This is a genomic window from Leifsonia poae (assembly GCF_050632195.1).
In the GTDB taxonomy this organism is placed as follows: domain Bacteria; phylum Actinomycetota; class Actinomycetes; order Actinomycetales; family Microbacteriaceae; genus Leifsonia; species Leifsonia poae_C.
This window is the reverse complement of the sequence record NZ_CP192580.1, coordinates 2,553,521-2,571,664: the sequence shown is the minus strand read 5'-3', so window position 1 is coordinate 2,571,664 and position 18,144 is coordinate 2,553,521. Positions and strand designations below refer to the sequence as shown.

Annotated in this window: 12 protein-coding genes and 3 pseudogenes; 7 read left to right on the top strand and 8 right to left on the bottom strand. The window is 67.2% G+C overall.

Annotation, left to right across the window (positions count from 1 at the left end; all coding sequences use genetic code 11):
• Positions 1-37 precede the first annotated feature (37 nt).
• Positions 38-1,027: a lipoyl synthase gene (gene lipA, locus ACQ86A_RS13000; protein WP_431277438.1), complete on the bottom strand. Its 990-nt coding sequence runs from the start codon at positions 1,025-1,027 to the stop codon at positions 38-40.
• A complete protein-coding gene (gene lipB / locus ACQ86A_RS12995) occupies positions 1,024-1,659 on the bottom strand; it encodes a lipoyl(octanoyl) transferase LipB (protein WP_431277437.1) in 636 nt (211 codons plus the stop codon). The genes lipA and lipB overlap by 4 nt, the downstream gene beginning before the upstream one ends.
• A 139-nt stretch (positions 1,660-1,798) precedes the next feature.
• Between lipB and ACQ86A_RS12990 the strand changes: the two genes are divergently transcribed.
• Positions 1,799-3,145 carry a protein kinase gene (locus tag ACQ86A_RS12990; protein WP_431277436.1) on the top strand — a complete coding sequence of 449 codons (1,347 nt, stop codon included), beginning with the start codon at positions 1,799-1,801 and terminating at the stop codon, positions 3,143-3,145.
• 46 nt (positions 3,146-3,191) lie between these two features.
• Here the strand turns inward: ACQ86A_RS12990 and sucB are convergent.
• From sucB to ACQ86A_RS12975, 3 genes and pseudogenes are all read right to left on the bottom strand, one after another.
• Positions 3,192-4,729 (bottom strand): annotated as a pseudogene (gene sucB, locus ACQ86A_RS12985) (2-oxoglutarate dehydrogenase, E2 component, dihydrolipoamide succinyltransferase).
• 66 nt (positions 4,730-4,795) lie between these two features.
• Positions 4,796-6,169, bottom strand: a complete 1,374-nt coding sequence (gene lpdA / locus ACQ86A_RS12980) for a dihydrolipoyl dehydrogenase (protein ID WP_431277435.1) — start codon at positions 6,167-6,169, stop codon at positions 4,796-4,798.
• A gap of 105 nt (positions 6,170-6,274) precedes the next feature.
• Positions 6,275-7,779: pseudogene (locus tag ACQ86A_RS12975) on the bottom strand (leucyl aminopeptidase).
• A gap of 110 nt (positions 7,780-7,889) precedes the next feature.
• Between ACQ86A_RS12975 and ACQ86A_RS12970 the strand changes: the two are divergent.
• The 5 genes from ACQ86A_RS12970 (at position 7,890) to ACQ86A_RS12950 (ending at position 13,744) form a co-directional block, all read left to right on the top strand.
• A complete protein-coding gene (locus ACQ86A_RS12970) occupies positions 7,890-8,822 on the top strand; it encodes a proteasome assembly chaperone family protein (RefSeq protein WP_431277434.1) in 933 nt (310 codons plus the stop codon).
• Between the two features lie 49 nt (positions 8,823-8,871).
• Positions 8,872-10,200, top strand: coding sequence for an MFS transporter (locus tag ACQ86A_RS12965; RefSeq protein WP_431277433.1), 1,329 nt, complete (start codon positions 8,872-8,874; stop codon positions 10,198-10,200).
• A 198-nt stretch (positions 10,201-10,398) separates the two neighbouring features.
• A complete protein-coding gene (locus ACQ86A_RS12960) occupies positions 10,399-11,724 on the top strand; it encodes an RNA polymerase sigma factor (RefSeq protein ID WP_431277432.1) in 1,326 nt (441 codons plus the stop codon).
• Positions 11,725-11,732: 8 nt separating this feature from the next.
• Complete coding sequence (locus ACQ86A_RS12955) at positions 11,733-13,007, top strand: MurT ligase domain-containing protein (protein ID WP_431277431.1); 1,275 nt, start codon at positions 11,733-11,735, stop codon at positions 13,005-13,007.
• On the top strand, positions 13,004-13,744 hold the full coding sequence (locus ACQ86A_RS12950) for a type 1 glutamine amidotransferase (RefSeq protein WP_431277430.1): 741 nt from the start codon (positions 13,004-13,006) through the stop codon (positions 13,742-13,744). The genes ACQ86A_RS12955 and ACQ86A_RS12950 overlap by 4 nt, the downstream gene beginning before the upstream one ends.
• On the opposite strand, the gene alr is transcribed toward ACQ86A_RS12950, so the two are convergent.
• From alr to ACQ86A_RS12935, 3 genes and pseudogenes are all read right to left on the bottom strand, one after another.
• The gene (gene alr / locus ACQ86A_RS12945) at positions 13,732-14,808 is read right to left on the bottom strand and encodes an alanine racemase (protein ID WP_431277429.1); all 1,077 of its coding nucleotides are present in this window, start codon (positions 14,806-14,808) and stop codon (positions 13,732-13,734) included. The two genes, ACQ86A_RS12950 and alr, sit on opposite strands and share 13 nt — an antisense overlap.
• Positions 14,805-15,526 (bottom strand): annotated as a pseudogene (locus tag ACQ86A_RS12940) (alanine racemase C-terminal domain-containing protein). The gene alr and the pseudogene ACQ86A_RS12940 overlap by 4 nt, the downstream one beginning before the upstream one ends.
• Before the next feature lie 36 nt (positions 15,527-15,562).
• The gene (locus tag ACQ86A_RS12935) at positions 15,563-15,799 is read right to left on the bottom strand and encodes a DUF7455 domain-containing protein (RefSeq protein ID WP_431277428.1); all 237 of its coding nucleotides are present in this window, start codon (positions 15,797-15,799) and stop codon (positions 15,563-15,565) included.
• Positions 15,800-16,023: 224 nt separating this feature from the next.
• Here ACQ86A_RS12935 and ACQ86A_RS12930 point away from each other — a divergent pair, with 224 nt between their 5' ends.
• Complete coding sequence (locus ACQ86A_RS12930) at positions 16,024-18,105, top strand: DNA gyrase/topoisomerase IV subunit B (protein ID WP_431277427.1); 2,082 nt, start codon at positions 16,024-16,026, stop codon at positions 18,103-18,105.
• Positions 18,106-18,144 lie beyond the last annotated feature (39 nt).

The window sequence follows — 18,144 nt, the reverse complement described above, 5'->3', positions numbered from 1 at the left end:
ACCGGCTCGGGGAGGCCAGCGGTGACGCTGTTCGCGCTCAGGAGACGGCCTGCGCGAAGCCCAGCGACGCGTCGGCGAGGTGCCGCAGCTGCTCGGGGACTTCGCGGCCCTTGGCCTGCATCGACTGCGCCCACAGGCGACCCGCGCGGTATGACGATCGCACCAGCGGTCCGGCGAGAACACCGAGGAAACCGATCGCCTCGGCCTCCTCTTTCAGCTCGACGAACTCGTCGGGATGCACCCAGCGCGCGACGGGCAGATGCCGTGGACTCGGACGCAGATACTGGGTGATCGTGATGATGTCGGTGCCGGCGTCGTGGAGGTCTTGCAGAGCCTGGCTGACCTCCTCGCGCTCTTCCCCCATCCCGAGGATGAGGTTCGACTTGGTGATCAGACCGGCGGCACGGCCCTGGGTGATCACGTCGAGCGAGCGCTCGTACCGGAAGGCGGGACGGATGCGCTTGAAGATGCGCGGGACCGTCTCGACATTGTGCGCGAACACCTCCGGTCGTGCCGAGAAGACCTCGCCGAGGTACTCCGGGTTGCCCGTGAAGTCGGGGACGAGGATCTCGACCCCGGTGCCCGGGCTCTGCCGATGGATCTCGCGGATGGTCTCGGCGTAGAGCCACGACCCCTCGTCGGGGAGATCATCGCGCGCGACGCCCGTCACGGTGGCGTAGCGCAGCTTCATCTGCTGCACCGACTCGGCTACACGCCGCGGCTCGTCCTTGTCGTAGTCGGCCGGCTTGCCCGTGTCGATCTGGCAGAAGTCGCACCGCCGAGTGCACTGGGCGCCGCCGATGAGGAAGGTCGCCTCGCGGTCCTCCCAGCACTCGAAGATGTTCGGACAGCCGGCCTCCTGGCAGACCGTGTGCAGCTCCTCGCTCTTCACGAGGCTCTGCAACTGCCGGTACTCCGGCCCCATCTTCGCTTTGGTCTTGATCCACTCGGGCTTGCGCTCGATCGGGGTCTGGGCGTTGCGGACTTCGAGGCGCAGCATCCGGCGCCCCTCGGGTACTGCGTTCATGCGACGGGCTCCAGTGCGCTGGCGAAACGGGACTGGATAAGCGGCGCGACATCTTGGGGCGTCACGGTTCGACCCAGTACCCGACTGATCGAGGTGATTCCGGCATCCCGGATGCCGCAGGCGACGATGGCGTCGTACGCCGCGAAGCCGTTCGAGCAGTTCAGGGCGAAGCCGTGCATCGTCACACCCTCGGCCACCCGGATGCCGATCGCCGCGATCTTCTCGTCGCGCTGCACACCGCGGATCCAGACACCGGAGCGGCCTTGCACGCGTTCGCCGGTCACGCCGACGTCGGCGAGGACAGCGATCAGGATGCTCTCCAGCCACCGCACGTAGCCCACGACGTCGATCGGCTCGGAGAGGCGGAGGATCGGGTACCCCACGAGCTGCCCCGGCCCGTGCCAGGTGATCTTCCCGCCGCGGTCGACGTCGATGACGGGGGTGCCGTCGGTCGGCCTTTCGTCGGGCTCGGTGCGTTTGCCGGCGGTGTACACCGACGGGTGCTCGAGGAGGATGACGGTATCGGGCGCCCGGCCTGCAACGACATCAGCGTGCAAGAGACGCTGCTGTTGAAGGGCCTCGAGATACGGCACGGAATTGGCGCTTAGTCCCGTGTCGATGAAGTCGACCACGCGCCCAGTCTATGTCGTCGTCAGGTGCTATGTCGTCGTCAGGTGCGGAGGTTCCTCCACCCCTCCGGGGAGTCGTAAGTTCTCCACGGACTGGTTTGCGTCGGCGACGTATGGGCGCTTTGCAGTGTGGAATCGAGTCATGACGGAGAACCTCGCCCGCAGTGCCTCAGCGCTCGCCCTTCGGCACGGGCTTGAGTTACAGCGCACACTTTCGCACGATGAGTCAGAGCTCCGCCAGCTCGTCGTCGTCAGCGGTACAGGGCAGCAGGCGGATTTCTGCGTGCGCGGCTCAGGTGAAGGCGCGCTCGAGGCGACGCGTACCGAGATCGAGGCACTCCGGGCAACCCGATCGGAGCACGTCCTGCAGCTGATCGACGTCTTGCCGCGGTCAGAGCGAGGGCGCCGTGCGAGGGCGGGGCCTCCGCCCGCTTTGCTTCTCGAGTACGCGCCGGGCGGCGACCTTGCGACGTTCCTCGAACGGCGGGACAGCATCCGTGCGGGGGAGGCGTCGACCATCCTGCTGTCGATGGCCCAGGGGCTTGCAGAGCTGCACCGGGGTGAGTGGGCGCACGGCGGTCTGACCGCGACGTGCGTGGTCTTCCGGCGTGACGGATGCCCTGCGATCAGGGGCCTCGACACCGCTACGCCGCTGACGGTGCGAACTCTTTACGACGACCGCAGCGCGTTTCTGCAGGTGGCCGAGCGGGTCACCGACGCGATCAGTGGTGGCGAGGGGAGCCGGATGCTCGCTGCGGTGCATGACGCGCTCGGGCGGTCGGGGTGGGCGGGCGTCACTCGCGTGCTGCTCGATGGTGCCGAACCCGAGGCGGTGCTGATGCCGTTTCGCGTGGAGGCGCCGCATCCTGAGCCAGCGCAGGCCGAGGGCGCACGCTTCGGCTCCCTTCTCGACGGCAATCCGCTGGCCGGCCTCAAAGCATCGGTTGGCGCCTGGGCCGGGCGTCGAAAGAAGTTGATCGCCGTGGCGCTGTCGCCGATTGCGCTCTCCGCCGTGGTGCTCGCCATTCTGCCGGGCGGCGGGGGATCGGCCGGAGCGGAGGCGGGAGCGGTGGAGTCGGCCGGAGCGGCACCGTCGGCGTCTCCGACGCCGAGCAAGACAGCGATCACCCGGGCCGTGCCGCCTGGCACGCCGACCGTGCGGCCTTCGACGGTTCCGGATGCGGGCGACGAGTCAGAGGATCCGGTGCGAGCCGCCGAGCGGCTCCTGGCGGAGAGACACGGATGCTTTGCGGCGAAGCATCCGGATTCCCAGTGCCTGCAGGGGAGCGAGCAGGCGGGGTCTCCGCTCCTGCTGTCGGACTCGGAGGCCATCGTCCAGGCCGGCGCATCGAGTGAGCGGGACCTTCGGGGAGCGACGCTGGAGCTCGAAGAGCGTTGGGGAGACGCTGCACTCCTCTCGATGACGCCGCCGAGTGCGGAATCGGGGTCGCAGGAGGGGACCGGAAAAGCGAACCGGCCTCGCTCTTGATGGTCAGGAGCGAGGCCGGTTGGCGCTTACGTGAGATCTACCGTGACTAGACGCCGAGGTTGCCGGCGAAGTCGCCGCCCTCGAGGCGGTTCTTCACCGCGACGAGGAAGCGAGCGGCATCCGCGCCGTCGACGATGCGGTGATCGTAGGACAGGGCGAGGTACACGGTCGAGCGGATGGCGATCGAGTCGGTTCCGTCGGCGCTGATCACGACCGGCTTCTTCGTCACGATGCCGGTGCCGAGGATCGCGACCTGCGGCAGGAACACCAGAGGAGTGTCGAACAGCGCGCCACGCGAACCGGTGTTGGTCAGCGTGAACGTGCCGCCGGCGAGCTCGTCGGGCTTCAGGCGGTTGTCGCGGGTGCGCGCGGCCAGGTCGGCGATCTCCTTAGCGAGGTCGGCGAGGTTGAGCTCGGACGCGTTGCGGACCACGGGGTCAGCAGGCCGCGCTCGGTGTCGACGGCGATCGAGATGTTCTCGTGGTCCGGATAGACGATCGAGTCGCCATCGATGGTGGCGTTGACGACGGGGTACGTCTTCAGCGCCTCGGCGGCGGCCAGAGCGAAGAATGGCAGGAAGGAGAGCTTGACGCCCGTCTTCGTCAGGAAGTCGCCCTTCACCTGGTCGCGGAACGCGGCGACCTTGGTGACATCGACCTCGACGACCGAGGTGAGCTGTGCGGACGACTGCATCGAGACGACGGCGCGCTCGGCGACGACCTTGCGCAGACGCGACATCGGCTGGGTCGTGCCGCGCAGCGGCGAGACCTCGGCGACGGGCGCTGCAGCCGGAGCGGCCGCAACGGCCGGAGCTTCTGCGGGAGCAGCGGCGGACAGGATGTCTTCCTTGCGGATGCGTCCGCCGACACCGGTGCCGGTGACGGTCGACAGGTCGATGCCCTGCTCGTTGGCGAGCTTGCGCACGATCGGCGTCACATAGCCGGCATTGCCGGCGTGGGCGCCACCGGTCGACGCCGGTGCCGGTGCAGCCTCGGCGGCGGGTGCCGGGGCAGTCTCGGCGGCGGGTGCCGGGGCAGCGGGAGCTGCAGCGGGCGCAGGTGCAGCAGGTGCTTCAGCAACCGGTGCGGCGGCGGGTGCCTCGGCGGGTGCCTCGGCGGCGGGCGCAGCGGTCGGAGCCTCAGCGGCCGGAGCTGCCTCGGCCGGAGCCGGTGCGGCGGCAGGTGCGGCCTCGGCAGGTGCAGCCTCAGCAGGTGCAGCCTCAGCTGGTGCGGCCTCAGCAGGCGCGGCTTCAGCAGGCGCGGCTTCAGCAGGCGCAGCCTCAGCAGGTGCGGCCTCAGCAGGTGCAGCCTCGGCAGCCGGCGCAGCCGGTGCCTCGCCGCCACCGGAGCCGTCGCCGATGGTCACGAGCGCTGTACCCACCTCGACCGTCTCGTCCTCCTGCACCAGGATCGCCTCGACGACGCCTGCGATCGGCGACGGGATCTCGGTGTCGACCTTGTCGGTCGAGACTTCGAGCAGGGGCTCGTCCACCTCGACACGGTCGCCAACGTTCTTCAGCCAGCGGGTGACCGTGCCTTCCGTGACACTCTCACCGAGTGCCGGGAGGCTGACGGATTCGCTCATGAGCTTGTCTCCTTCAAAACCAGTTCGTTCAGTAGCTTATTGCAGTCGCGTCGCGAGTCGACGGACTTAGAGGGTGTGGAGCGGCTTGCCCGCCAGGTAGAGGAACGCCTCGCCGAGGGCCTCGTTCTGGGTGGGGTGCGCGTGGACGAACGGGGCGATGTCCTCGGGGTACGCCTCCCAGTTCACGACGAGCTGCGCTTCGCCGATGAGCTCGCCGACGCGGGCGCCGATCATGTGCACGCCGACCACGGGGCCGTCGTTCACGCGGACGACCTTGACGGTGCCGCTGGTGCCGATGATCTCGCTCTTGCCGTTGCCGGCCAGGCTGTAGTCGTAGCTGGAGATCTTGTCGGCGCCGTACTGCTCGGCCGCCTTCGCCTCGGTGAGGCCGACCGAAGCGACCTCGGGGTCGCAGTACGTGACCTTGGGGATGTTCACGTCGGAGACGATGATCGGGTTGAGGCCCGCGATCTCCTCGGCGACGAAGATGCCCTGCTGGAAGCCGCGGTGCGCGAGCTGCAGGCCGGGGACGATGTCGCCGACGGCGTAGACGCCGGGGATGTTCGTGCGCAGGCGCTCGTCGGTGATGACGAAGCCGCGGTCGAGCGTGATGCCGACCTCGTCGTAGCCGAGGTTCGCGGTCGACGGTCCACGGCCGACGGCGACGAGCAGCAGCTCGGCGTCGACGGTGTCGCCGTTCTCGAGCGAGACGACGACGCCGTCATCGTTCTGGGTGACACCGGCGAAGCGGACGCCGAGACGGTAGTCGATGCCACGGCGTCGGAACGCGCGCTCGAGCGACTTGCTGATCGACTCGTCCTCGTTGGGAACGAGGTGCGGCAAGGCCTCGATGATGGTGACGTCGGCGCCGAACGACTTCCAGACGCTGGCGAACTCGACGCCGATGACGCCACCGCCGAGCACGGCGACCTTCTTGGGGACGAAGTCGAGCTCGAGGGCCTGCTCGCTGGTGATCACGCGGCCGCCGATCTCGAGACCGGGGAGCGAGCGCGAGTACGAACCGGTGGCGAGGATGATGTTCTTGCCCGTGATGGTGTCGTCGCCGACCTGCACGGTTGTCGGGGAGGTCAGGCGACCCTCGCCCTCGATGACCGTGATGGCGCGAGCCTTGACGAGACCCTGGAGTCCCTTGTACTTCTTGGCGACGATTCCCTGGCGGTACTCGGTGACGCCGTTGATGTCGATGCCCTGGAATTCGGTGACGATTCCGTACTTCGACGACTCGCGAGAGTAGTCGGCGACCTCGGCCGCGTGGAGCAACGCCTTGGTGGGGATGCATCCACGGTGCAGGCAGGTGCCTCCGACCTTGTCTTTCTCGATCATGCCGACAGTGAAACCGAGTTCGGCCGCACGCAGCGCTGCTGCGTAGCCTCCACTTCCACCACCGAGCACCACAATGTCAAAGTTCTGCTCAGACACCCAGCTACTCCCTCGCGCATCAAGTTTTGTGACACGACCCTGCCCCGAAACTGTCAGACGTGGGCAGGCGTTGAACGGCAAGATTTTCTTGCCTCTACGACCTTACTACTGTCGGGAAAAGTCCTCGGCCAACCGGATCAGTGCGCGCACGGTCACCGCGGTCGGACCCTTGCCCGTGAATCCGAACGGCGCGGCCGGACCCTTGGCCGGCCCGGCGATGTCGAGGTGCGCCCACGGGATGCGCGGCGAATCCTCAGCGTCTCCTGTGCGTCCGACGAACTCCTGCAGAAAGACGCCTGCAAGGAGCATCCCGCCGGCCGTATTCCCCGGGTTGGCGTTCGCGATGTCGGCGACGTCGGAGTTGATCGTCGCGCGCAGTTCGCCCGGCAGTGGCATCGGCCAGAGCAGCTCGCCCGAGGCCTTGGCCGCGTCGACAACGCGGGCGACGAGGTCGTCCTCGCCCATGACCGCGGCATAGCGCGTGCCCAGGGCGACCATGGCGGCACCGGTGAGCGTGGCCACGTCGACGATGGCATCCGGATGCTCTTCACTCGCGGCGGCGAGTCCGTCGGCCATCACGACCCGGCCCTCCGCATCCGTGTTCAGCACCTCGACCGTGCGACCGCCGCGGATGCGCAGCACGTCGTTGGGACGGATCGCCGACCCGGACGGCATGTTCTCCGCGATGCAGAGCCACGCGGTCACCCGCACAGGCAGCTCCAGCTTGGCCGCGGCGAGCGTGACCGCGAGTACGGTGGCCGCGCCGGTCATGTCGTACTTCATCCCGACCATGCCGGTCGGCGGCTTGAGTGACAGTCCGCCGGTGTCGAAGGTGATCCCCTTGCCGACGAGAGCCAAGTGCTTGGCGGCGCCCGCGGGGAGTAGCTCACCTTGACGAGCCGCGGCGGGCGGGTCGACCCCTGTCCGATGCCGAGGATGCCGCCGAAGCCCTGCTCGGCGAGCTCCTTCTCATCCCACACCGTGACCTCGATCGGCAGGCCGGCGGTTTCGTCGCGCGCCGCCTGGGCGAAGGTCTCGGGGTAGAGGTCGAGCGGAGGGGTGTTGACGAGGTCCTTCACGAGGGCAGCGGCCTCCGCGATCGCGGTAGCGCGGGCGATCAGGGCGCTGCCATCGGAGGCCGCCGCGCCGACCGCCTCGATCGAGGCGACGGGCGCCTTCACTGACGCGAGGCTCGCGTCGCGGTACGAGGTGAACGCGTAAGAGCCGAGTGCCGCGCCCTCGAGAACGGCACCGAGTTGGTCGTCGCTCCGAGTCGGGAGCGCGATCGTCACGCCGCTTGTTCCGGCGAGCTGACGGATGCCCGAGCCTGCGGCATACCGGAGAGCATCCGCATCCGGATGCTCGGCGATGCCGATCACGGCGAGTGAGGGCTGACCGGGCGCACCGGGGAGGCGGACGAGCTCGTCCCTGCCGCCGGCGAATCCGATCGCGTCGAGCTGCGCGGCGACGGCGTCCGGGGTGATCCCGGCGAAGCCGTCCACGGCGAAGACGGCCGCGGAGCTGTCGGCGACACGTGCGCCGATGAGCACGACACCGGAAGAAGAGGAGGGAACGGATGCGGAGGTCAGCGAGAGGGAAGGAACCGTCATGCCCTCGAATCTAGTCGCCGAATCCGGCGGGGCTGGCTGTTCGCTGTGGGCGTGTGCCTTCGAAGCGCGTTCGCAAGTTTCTCGTGCGGGCGTCGGCCTAAAGTTAAAAGATGCACGATCCTGCCGAACTGTACGACCTGAATCCAGCCCTCGCTGAGGTGCCGGAAGGTCTCCACCTGGTCGCGGGCCTCACCGGCTTCGCCGACGCGGGATCGGGCGTGAGCCAGCTCGGCAGCTACCTTCTCGGCACCCTCGACAACGAGGTCGTCGCCACGTTCGACGCCGACATCCTCCTCGACTATCGCGCGCGTCGTCCCATCATCTACTTCGATCAGGACCACCTGACCGACTATCAGCCGTCGACCCTCAAGCTCTACCTCGCCTACGACGAGCTTCGCCAGCCGTTCCTCCTGCTCTCCGGATTCGAGCCCGACTTCCAGTGGGAGCGGTTCACCCAGGCAGTGCTCGGTCTGATCGACACGCTCAAGGTGAAGAGCGTCACCTGGGTGCACGCGATCCCGATGCCCGTTCCCCACACCCGCCCGATCGGCGTCACGGTGAGTGGCAACCGCGCCGACCTCATCGAGACCATGTCGATCTGGCGTCCGCACACGCAAGTGCCGGCCAACGCTCTCCACCTGCTGGAGTTCCGGCTGCAGCAGCTCTCATACCCGATCGCCGGGTTCATCCTGCTCATCCCGCACTACCTCTCCGATACCGAATACCCCGCGGCCGCGATCACCGCGCTCGACAGCATCAGCGCGGCCACCGGCCTCATCTTCCCGACGGACCGGCTCCGTCAAGAAGATCGCGAGTTCATCGCGAACATCGACGAGCAGGTGGCAGGCAACGCCGAACTCGGGCGGCTCGTCGGAACGCTTGAAGAGCGGCACGACAGCTATATGGAGGACAACCAGCTTCGGTCGCCGCTGACCGACGAAGACGGCGAGCTGCCGTCGGCCGACGAGATCGCGGCCGAGTTGGAGAACTTCCTGGCCTTCCGTCGCCACGGCGACGACGAGAACGGCACCATCGGCGGCTGACCGGGGCGACCGGGCCGATCGGCTCTTCTAGCGGTAATACGCTGGAGGAGTGAATTCGCGTCGCGCCTGGCTGGTCTATGGAGTCGGCGTCTTCGCTTACCTTGTCGCGGTCACGCAGCGAACCACCATCGGTGTCGCCGGTGTGGCGGCGACCGAACGGTTCCACAGTTCCGCCTCCGTTCTCTCCACGCTCGCGGTCGTTCAACTGATCGTCTACGCGGCCATGCAGATCCCCGTCGGCGTTCTGATCGACCGGGTGGGATCACGGTGGCTCATGGCCGTCGGTACCGCCCTCATGGTCGCGGGTCAGGTCACGGTGGCCCTCGCGCCGACGATCGGGGTGGCGATCATAGGGCGCATCATGGTGGGTGCCGGGGATGCGACGGTGTTCACCTCGCTCATGCGGCTGACGAACTCGTGGTTCCGTGGAAAGATCGTCCCTCAGCTCTCGCAGTGGATCGGCAACATCGGGCAGCTGGGCCAGGTGCTGTCCGCGATACCGTTCGCGATCATCCTGCACCAGTCGGGATGGACGACGGCGTTCCTGAGCGCAGCGTCGCTGTCGGTGGTCGCGCTCGTCGGAATCATCGCGGTGATCAAGGACAAGCCGGTCGGTGCGGATGAGGGACCGCGACCGGCGACGTGGGGCGAGTCGCTCCGCCAGCTTCGGATCAGCTTGGCCAGGCCGGGTACGCAGTTGGGGTTCTGGTCGCACTTCGTGACGCAGTCCTCCGGCACGGTCTACAGCCTGATGTGGGGCCTTCCGTTCATGGTCTATGCGCTCGGGATCGATCCGGCCGAGGCATCCGGACTCCTGATCGTCTCTGTCGTCGCGGGCTTGATCTCGGGGCCGATCCTGGGCCTGCTCACCGCGAGATACCCGCTGCGGCGCAGCAACCTCGTGCTCGCGATCGTCTTCTTCATGGGCGTCGTGTGGGCGTTCGTGCTGCTCTGGCCTGGCACCCCGCCGTTCTGGTTGCTGATCGTGTTGCTCATCGCCATCGGCATCGGGGGCCCGGGATCCCTCATCGGCTTCGACTTCGCTCGCACGTTCAACCCGCTGCGCAGCCTGGGATCGGCCAACGGCATCGTGAACGTCGGTGGCTTTCTCGCCAGCTTCATCATGATGTTCCTGATCGGCGTCGTGCTGGACGGCGAGAACTCGCTTCGGGTGGCATCCGGAGGCCAGAGCGACCTCTATGCGTTCGATTCCTTCCGCTGGGCGTTCGCCGTGCAGTACGTGATCATCGGTATCGGGGTGGGCTTTCTGATCCACGCGAGACGCCGCACGCGCCGCCGTCTCTCGGAGGATGAGGGAATAGAAGTGGCCCCCCTGTGGGTTGCACTGAGTGAAGCGTGGAGGAGTCGCGGCCGCTGAAGAGTGGTAAGGGGGCGTGCTCGTTTCGTGCAATAATTGACTTTCGGACCCGTTCATATCCAGGGGCTCGGAGCATCGAAGATGCCCGGCGCACAGACCCAGGACTTGACATGGGTCTTAGTAATGTCCGCACGCAACCTGAGCCCGGCCCAGGCGCACGAAATCTCGGCTCCTCTGCTTGGTATGAAAGGTGTTCACATGGCAACCCGTGCAGCAACAGGTTCCGTCAAGACGGGAACGGCCGTAGCCGAACCCGAGCTCGACGAGACCACCGCCGCCCCGAAGGCGACCAAAGCAGCGGCCAAGCCGGCCGCGACCAAGACTCCGGCCAAGAAGGCCCCCGTGAAGAAGGCGGCTGCGAAGCCCAAGGGTCGCGCCGCGAAAGGCGACGACGACGAGTCCGGCGATGACGAGGCCGTAGAGATCGACGAAGAAGAGACGGCAGAGGTCGAGGTCGAAGAGACCGAGACCGACGACGCCGAGGCGAAGACCGACGACGACAGCGACGCCGAGAAGCCGGCGACGGCCGAAGAGCCGCTGCCGACCGGAGCGCTCGTGCTGCGCGCCGTCGACGAAGACGACGACATCCCGGTCTATTCGACGGCGATCACCGGCGCCACCGCCGACCCGGTCAAGGACTACCTGAAGCAGATCGGTAAGGTCGCCCTGCTGAACGCGGCCGAAGAGGTCGAGCTCGCGATGCGCATCGAGGCCGGTCTGTTCGCCGAGGACAAGCTGGCGAACACGCCCAACATGCCCAAGGAGCTCGAGCGTGAGCTTCGCTGGGTCGCGCGCGACGGTCAGCGTGCTAAGAGCCACCTGCTCGGCGCCAACCTCCGCTTGGTCGTCTCGCTCGCGAAGCGGTACACCGGTCGTGGCATGCAGTTCCTGGACCTGATCCAGGAGGGCAACCTGGGCCTCATCCGTGCGGTCGAGAAGTTCGACTACACCAAGGGCTTCAAGTTCTCGACGTACGCGACCTGGTGGATCCGTCAGGCGATCACCCGCGCCATGGCAGACCAGGCCCGTACCATCCGCATCCCCGTGCACATGGTCGAGGTCATCAACAAGCTGGCGCGCGTTCAGCGTCAGATGCTGCAGGACCTGGGCCGCGAGCCTACGCCTGAAGAGTTGAGCCGCGAACTCGACATGACCCCGGAGAAGGTCATCGAGGTGCAGAAGTACGGTCGCGAGCCGATCTCCCTGCACACCCCGCTCGGTGAAGACGGCGACAGCGAGTTCGGTGACCTCATCGAGGACACCGAGGCGGTCGTCCCGGCCGACGCGGTGGGCTTCACGATGCTGCAGAAGCAGCTCGAGAGCCTGCTCGACTCCCTCTCCGAGCGCGAGGCCGGCGTGATCCGGATGCGCTTCGGCCTGGGCGACGGCATGCCGAAGACCCTGGACCAGATCGGTGACACGTTCGGCGTGACGCGTGAGCGCATCCGTCAGATCGAGTCGAAGACGATGGCGAAGCTGCGCCACCCGTCCCGCTCGCAGTCGCTTCGCGACTACCTCGAGTAGGCCGGGGAGTGCGCTACAGGCTGGCGGTCGTCGCAGGTCGCTTCGCCCGCTGGCTGCTGCGCTTGCGCGGCGGTGGCTCGGCCGTTCCCGGCCGGGTCGCCCTCGCGATCGCTCCGAAGTTCCTGGAGCGTTCGGTCAGCAGGCTGCCGCTCGGCCTCGTGTTCGTCTCGGGATCGAACGGCAAGTCGACCACGACGAACATGCTCGCGGGCATTCTCCGCGAGCACGGTCTGAACGTCTTCACCAACCCGTCCGGCGGCAACCTCCCTCAGGGCATCGCCTCGGCGTTGCTCGCAACCGTTCCGCTCGACGGATACGTGCGCGGCGACGTGGGAGTGCTCGAGGTCGATGAGGCATACGGTGTCGATCTCGCGACACTGCTGAAGCCGCGCGGCTCGCTGCTGCTCAACGTGCAGATCGACCAGCTCAACCGGTTCTTCGAGCCGACGCGCGTGGTCGGGATGCTGCGCGCCATCGGTGCATCGTCCTCCGAATTCGTGGTGGTCAACGCTGACGACGACAGCCTCGCCGGAGTCGGTGCTGAGCTGGTCGGCGAGGGACGGGATGTCTCGACGTTCGCCGTCGCCCCCGAGATCATCGCCGCTTCGCCGAACGGGCTGGCCAACGTGGAGGACTTCTCCGGCGCATCCGTCGATGACCTCCCTGCTGCGAGCGTTCAGGTCGCCGAACTGGGTGCACGCACTGCCGTGCTCGAGGCAGAGAGCGAGAGGTTCGAGATCGCACTTCCGGCGCGCGGCCTTCACTATGCGGTCGATGCGGCCGGCGCGACGGCCACGGCGCGTCGCCTGCTCGGCGATCGGTTCCGCCCGGATGCTGTGGCCCGCGCGATGGCATCGCTTCGCGCGGTCTACGGTCGCGGCGAGACCCTGCGAGTGGGCGATGAGGACATCGAGATCATCATGATGAAGAACCCGCCCAGTCTCCAGCTGAACCTGGACTACCTCGACGAGGCTCCAGAGCAGGTGTTCGTCGCGGTCGACGAAGGAACCCCGGACCCTTCGTGGGTGTACGACATCGACTTCTCCAAGATCGAACACGTCGACATGGTGTCGGGTACGAAGGCCTGGCAGTTCGCCACGCGCTTCGCCTATGCGGGCATCCCCGTCGGCTCGGTCGTTCCCGAGCTGCGTCAGGCTCTGAACGCCTTCCTCGAGCTCCCCAAGCCGAGCCGGGGAACGAAGACGATGATCGTGAATTACGAGCAGATGATGCTCATCCGCAAGCACCTCGGCTTCCTCGACCTGGAGGGCGGCGAGCGATGAGCGGTCTGCGCATCCTGCACCTGTACCCCCGTGAGCTCGGGATCAACGGCGATGTCGGCAATGTCACGACGCTCGTCGAACGTGCGCGGTGGCGGGGGATCGAGGCCGAGGTCCTGCGCCACGAGATCGGCGAGGCACTGCCCGACGCGGTCGACATCGTTCACATCGGCAGCGGTCCGCTCTCTTCCCAGCGCATCGTCCTTGAAGACGTTCAGCGCATCGCGCCTACCCTTCGGGGGTGGCGGGATGCGGGTGTGCCGATCCTGGCGATAGCCGGCGGCTGGCAGCTCCTCGGCAACGAAATCATCACCGCTGACGGTGAGCGGTTGACCGGCGCCGGCGTCTTCCCGACCCGAACCGAATTGGGCCCCCAGCGCCAGGTGGGCGAGATGATCGTTCGCACCGCGGACGGTGAACTGGCCGGATTCGAGAACCACTCGTCGCGGATCATCCTCGAGGGTGGCGAGCCCCTCGGAACGGTGGTGAGCGGCAGCGGAAACGGTGACGAGAGTCGCAGCGAGGGTGTGCAGATCGCAGCCTCGTTCGGGACGCACCTGCACGGGCCGGTTCTGCCCATGAACCCGGTGCTGGCCGACCGGATTCTCGCGACGGCCCTGACTCGCTCGGGAGCCACGACGGAACTGACCGCGGTCAGTGAAGTGCGGGTCGTCGATGGCTACGCGGCGAACGCCCGTCGGGCGATCGCAGAGCGACTCGGCGTGCGTCAGCCGATGTAGCTGCGCGGGACGCGGGAAGCGACTCCGGTGACCATCTCGTCACCGATCGTCTCCGCCCAGTCGGCCCACTTCTCGGCGATGGGTTCGCCGTTGACGCCTGGGCCGAAGACGATGGCGGTATCGCCGACGTCCACGCGGTCCGTGCCGATGTCGACGAGCATCGAGTCCGCCTCGATCGCGATGACTTGGCGGCGGATACCGCCGATGGCGACGTGCGCCTTGGCGATCCCGAGAGTGGGAATACCGTCGGCGTAGCCGATGCCGAGTCTCGCGTTGCGGGAACCGCCGACGTGAACTTCGGTGACCGGCGCTTCCAGTCGCATCACCGGGACAAGACCGAGCTCGGCGCCGGTGCTGTCGTCGAAGGGTGAGATGCCGTAAGCGGCGATCCCGAGACGGACGAGGTCGAAACGCGCCTCCGGCATCCGGATACCGGCCGAGCTGGCGGCGAGGTGGAGTACTTCGAAGGTGGCGCCGAGCTTCTCGGCCACGAGGACGGCGCGACGGAACTCGGCCAGCGCGATCTCGTCATCCTGAATCGAGGCGTCGGCAAGATGTGACCAGGCGGCGCGGATGTGGACCACACCCTGGCTCTGGAGTTCCAGCGCTGACTGCACCAGCCCGGGCCATTCCTCGAGCGTGGCGCCGTTGCGACTGAGGCCCGTGTCGACTTTCAGATGGATGACAGCGGGTCGGTCGGCGCCGGCCGCTGCGATGGCGTCGAGCTGCCACCGTGCGGAGATGCCGAGCTCGATGTCAGCCTCGATCCCGGCGCGGAAGTCGGTCTTGCTGCCGTGCAACCAGGCGAGCATCGGAACGGTGACCCCGGCATGACGCAGTAAGAGCCCGGCGGGGATCTCCAGCACCGCGAGCGAGGTCGCGCCGGCCTCGATGCCGGCCAGCGCGATGGGCAGCAGCCCATGACCGTAGGCATCGGCCTTCACGGCGAGCATCACCTCGGAGGGGGCGAACAGCTTGGCGAGCGCGGAGACATTGTGCCGCAGCGCCGCCAGGTCGATGACGGCCTGAGGGACCGGTTCCGCGATGGCATCGGTGATCGTCACGAGTGGTACACCCTCTCGATGCGGCGTCCGAGCCGGCTGGTGATGACCGGTGCGGCTATGCCGATCACGTCCGCCCAGTCGAGGACGCTCGGCTCAGCTTTCTCAGGATCGCCGAACAGGACCGCACTGTCGCCGACCGCAGCTTCGGTTCCGTCGAGGTCGACGACGAACTGGTCCATCGCGATGCGGCCCGTCACGCGCCCGGTGAAGTCGCCGATCCTGACCGGCGCCTTATTGGTGGCGACCCGGGGATGCCGTCGGCGAAACCGAGCGCGACGAGGGCGAGTGTCGTCGGCTTGGCGGTGCGATATGTGTACCCGTACGACACACCGCGGTCTGCGCCCACGTGCTTCACGGCGATGACCTCGCCGACCAGCCTGAGGGTGGGGTGCGACGGATGCGCAGGGTCGAGCCCGAACAACTCGGGTCCGAGGAGCGCGCGTTCGGCCGCTGCGGGGGAGGGCGTGCCCACGGAGACGTCGTGAATGCCGACGTCGGCAAGAGCCGCCGCGTCCTCGAACCGGGAGACGAGAAAACCGCCGACCCCCGCATCCTTCAGCGCTCGGGTCACGGGGATGAGCCCATGACCGAACGCGTCGGCGCGGAGGTCGGCGGTCGAGTCGGTGAGAGTCGAGCCTGCGACGGCGACGGCGTTACCGGCGATTGTTCCGAGGTCGACGTGAGCGTGCCTGCGCACACCCGTCGACTGCGGCGTCATCGTCAGTAAGGCTTCGTCGAACGCTTTGCTGGCGGACTACGCCCGCTGGTCTTCGAAGAGACGCGCGGTCTCGTCGTGCCAGCTGTGCGCGATCTGCGAGAGCTTCTCCTGGTGCTTCTTGCCGTGGTGAGCGCAGAACAGGAGCTCTCCGTTGTTCACGACAACGCGAATGTACGCTTGGGCGCCGCAGCTGTCGCAACGGTCTGCCGCAGTAAGTTGCGGTCCCGATGCGAGCTCGTCAACCGCACCGTTCTCCGTGGTGATCGTCGACATGTGATGCTCCTTTCAGATCGCAACCGGTGAACTCGGTACCTCTATAGAACCACGTAATCAGGGGAACCCTGCGTGATTTGCCTGCTATTTCGCTCAACGCGTAGCAGTTACCCAGGCGGGTGTCGGTGGCGGAGGCGCAGTGGGGAAGTGCTTAGGCTGGAGGGTGGCACGGCGCCAGCACTCACAGCAACCTTCGGCGCCCCGACTTCTTGCAAGGAGCGCTCGTGGCGAGCTCGGACTATTCGGCCAGACATCTCTCCGTTCTGGAGGGACTGGAGGCGGTGCGCAAGCGACCCGGAATGTACATCGGCTCGACCGACTCGCGCGGCCTCATGCACTGCCTCTGGGAGATCATCGACAACTCGGTCGACGAGGCGCTGGCCGGACACGGTGACCGCATCGAGCTCATCCTGCACACGGACAACAGCGTCGAGGTTCGCGACAGCGCCCGCGGGATCCCGGTCGACATCGAGCCCAAGACCGGTCTGACCGGTGTCGAGGTGGTGTTCACCAAACTGCACGCCGGCGGCAAATTCGGCTCAGGCTCGTACGCAGCCTCCGGCGGCCTCCACGGTGTCGGCGCCTCGGTGGTCAACGCGCTCTCGGAACGCCTTGACGTCGAGGTCGACCGCGACGGCAAGACCTACGCGATGTCGTTCCACCGCGGAGAGCCCGGCACGTTCGCCGACACAGGGGAGCCGACTCCGGATGCGCCGTTCACGCCGTTCGAGAAGGGCAGCGAGCTGCGGGTCGTCGGAAAGGTGAAGCGCGGTGTCACCGGTACGCGCATCCGGTATTGGGCCGATCGTCAGATCTTCACCAAGGGAGCCGAGTTCCAGGCGGACGACCTGATCGGGCGCGCCCGTCAGACGGCCTTCCTCGTTCCCGGCATCACGATCTCGATCGACGACCGGCGCGCCCCGGAGGGCGAGACGACGACGTTCTCGTACCAGGGCGGCATCTCGGAGTTCGTCGACTTCCTCGCGCCCGACAGCCCGATCACCGACACGTGGCGTCTCACCGGCGAGGGCCACTTCACAGAGACAGTTCCGGTGCTCTCCGACTCGGGCGCGATGCTGCCGACCGAGCTCAAGCGCGAGTGCCACGTCGACATCGCGCTGCGGTGGGGCACCGGGTACGAGACGGTGATGCGCAGCTTCGTCAACATCATCGCCACCCCGAAGGGCGGCAGCCACCAGGCCGGGTTCGACCAGGGGATGCTCAAGTTCCTCCGTGCGCAGATCGAGCAGAACGCGCGCCGGCTGAAGGTCGGCACCGACAAGCTCGAGAAGGATGACGTGATGGCGGGCCTGACCGCGGTGCTCACAGTGCGTCTGCCCGAGCCGCAGTTCGAAGGTCAGACGAAGGAGATCCTCGGCACGCCCGCCGTGCGCGCGATCGTCGCCCAGGTCGTTCAGAAGGCGATGAACGAGCGGTTCACATCCCCGAAGCGCGACGACAAGGCGCAGTCGTCCTTGCTGCTCGACAAGGTCGTGGCCGAGATGAAGTCGCGCATCTCGGCGCGCGCCCACAAGGAGACGCAGCGGCGCAAGAATGCGCTGGAGACCTCATCCCTGCCCGCCAAGCTCGTCGACTGCCGGTCGAACGACGTGAGCAACAGCGAGCTCTTCATCGTGGAAGGCGACTCGGCGCTCGGGACGGCGCGCCGTGCACGAGACAGCGAGCACCAGGCGCTTCTGCCGATCCGGGGCAAGATCCTCAATGTGCAGAAAGCGTCGGTCTCCGACATGCTCTCCAATCAGGAGTGCGCAGCGATCATCCAGGTGATCGGCGCGGGGTCGGGGCGCAGCTTCGATCTGTCGACGGCTCGCTACGGCAAGATCATCATCATGAGCGACGCGGATGTGGACGGTGCGCACATCCGGACGCTGCTGCTCACTCTGTTCTTCCGCTACATGCGCCCGATGATCGAGGACGGCCGGGTGTTCGCGGCGGTGCCGCCGCTGCACCGCGTGATCGTGATGAATCCGGGGTCAAAGCCGAATGAGACCATCTACACGTACTCGGAGGCAGAGCTGCAGGCCGTGCTCGCCGACCTGAAGAAGCGCGGCAAGCGCTACCAAGAGCCGATCCAGCGCTACAAGGGTCTTGGCGAGATGGATGCGGACCAGCTTGCGACCACGACGATGGACCGCAAGCACCGTACCCTGCGCCGCGTGCGGGTCCCCGACGCCGAGCAGGCCTCGAAGGTCTTCGAGCTGCTCATGGGCAACGATGTCGCGCCGCGCAAGGAGTTCATCATCGCAGGCGCCGACGACCTCTCCCGCGCCCGCATCGACGCCTGACGCGCTCTCTCCGCTCGCTCCGCTCGCTCCGCTCGCTCC

Coding starts and splice junctions, on each gene's coding strand:
- lipA (WP_431277438.1), bottom strand. CDS start 1,027: ATGAACGCAGTACCCGAGGGGCGCCGGATGCTGCGCCTCGAAGTCCGC.
- ACQ86A_RS12990 (WP_431277436.1), top strand. CDS start 1,799: ATGACGGAGAACCTCGCCCGCAGTGCCTCAGCGCTCGCCCTTCGGCAC.
- ACQ86A_RS12970 (WP_431277434.1), top strand. CDS start 7,890: ATGCACGATCCTGCCGAACTGTACGACCTGAATCCAGCCCTCGCTGAG.
- ACQ86A_RS12960 (WP_431277432.1), top strand. CDS start 10,399: ATGGCAACCCGTGCAGCAACAGGTTCCGTCAAGACGGGAACGGCCGTA.
- ACQ86A_RS12950 (WP_431277430.1), top strand. CDS start 13,004: ATGAGCGGTCTGCGCATCCTGCACCTGTACCCCCGTGAGCTCGGGATC.
- ACQ86A_RS12935 (WP_431277428.1), bottom strand. CDS start 15,799: ATGTCGACGATCACCACGGAGAACGGTGCGGTTGACGAGCTCGCATCG.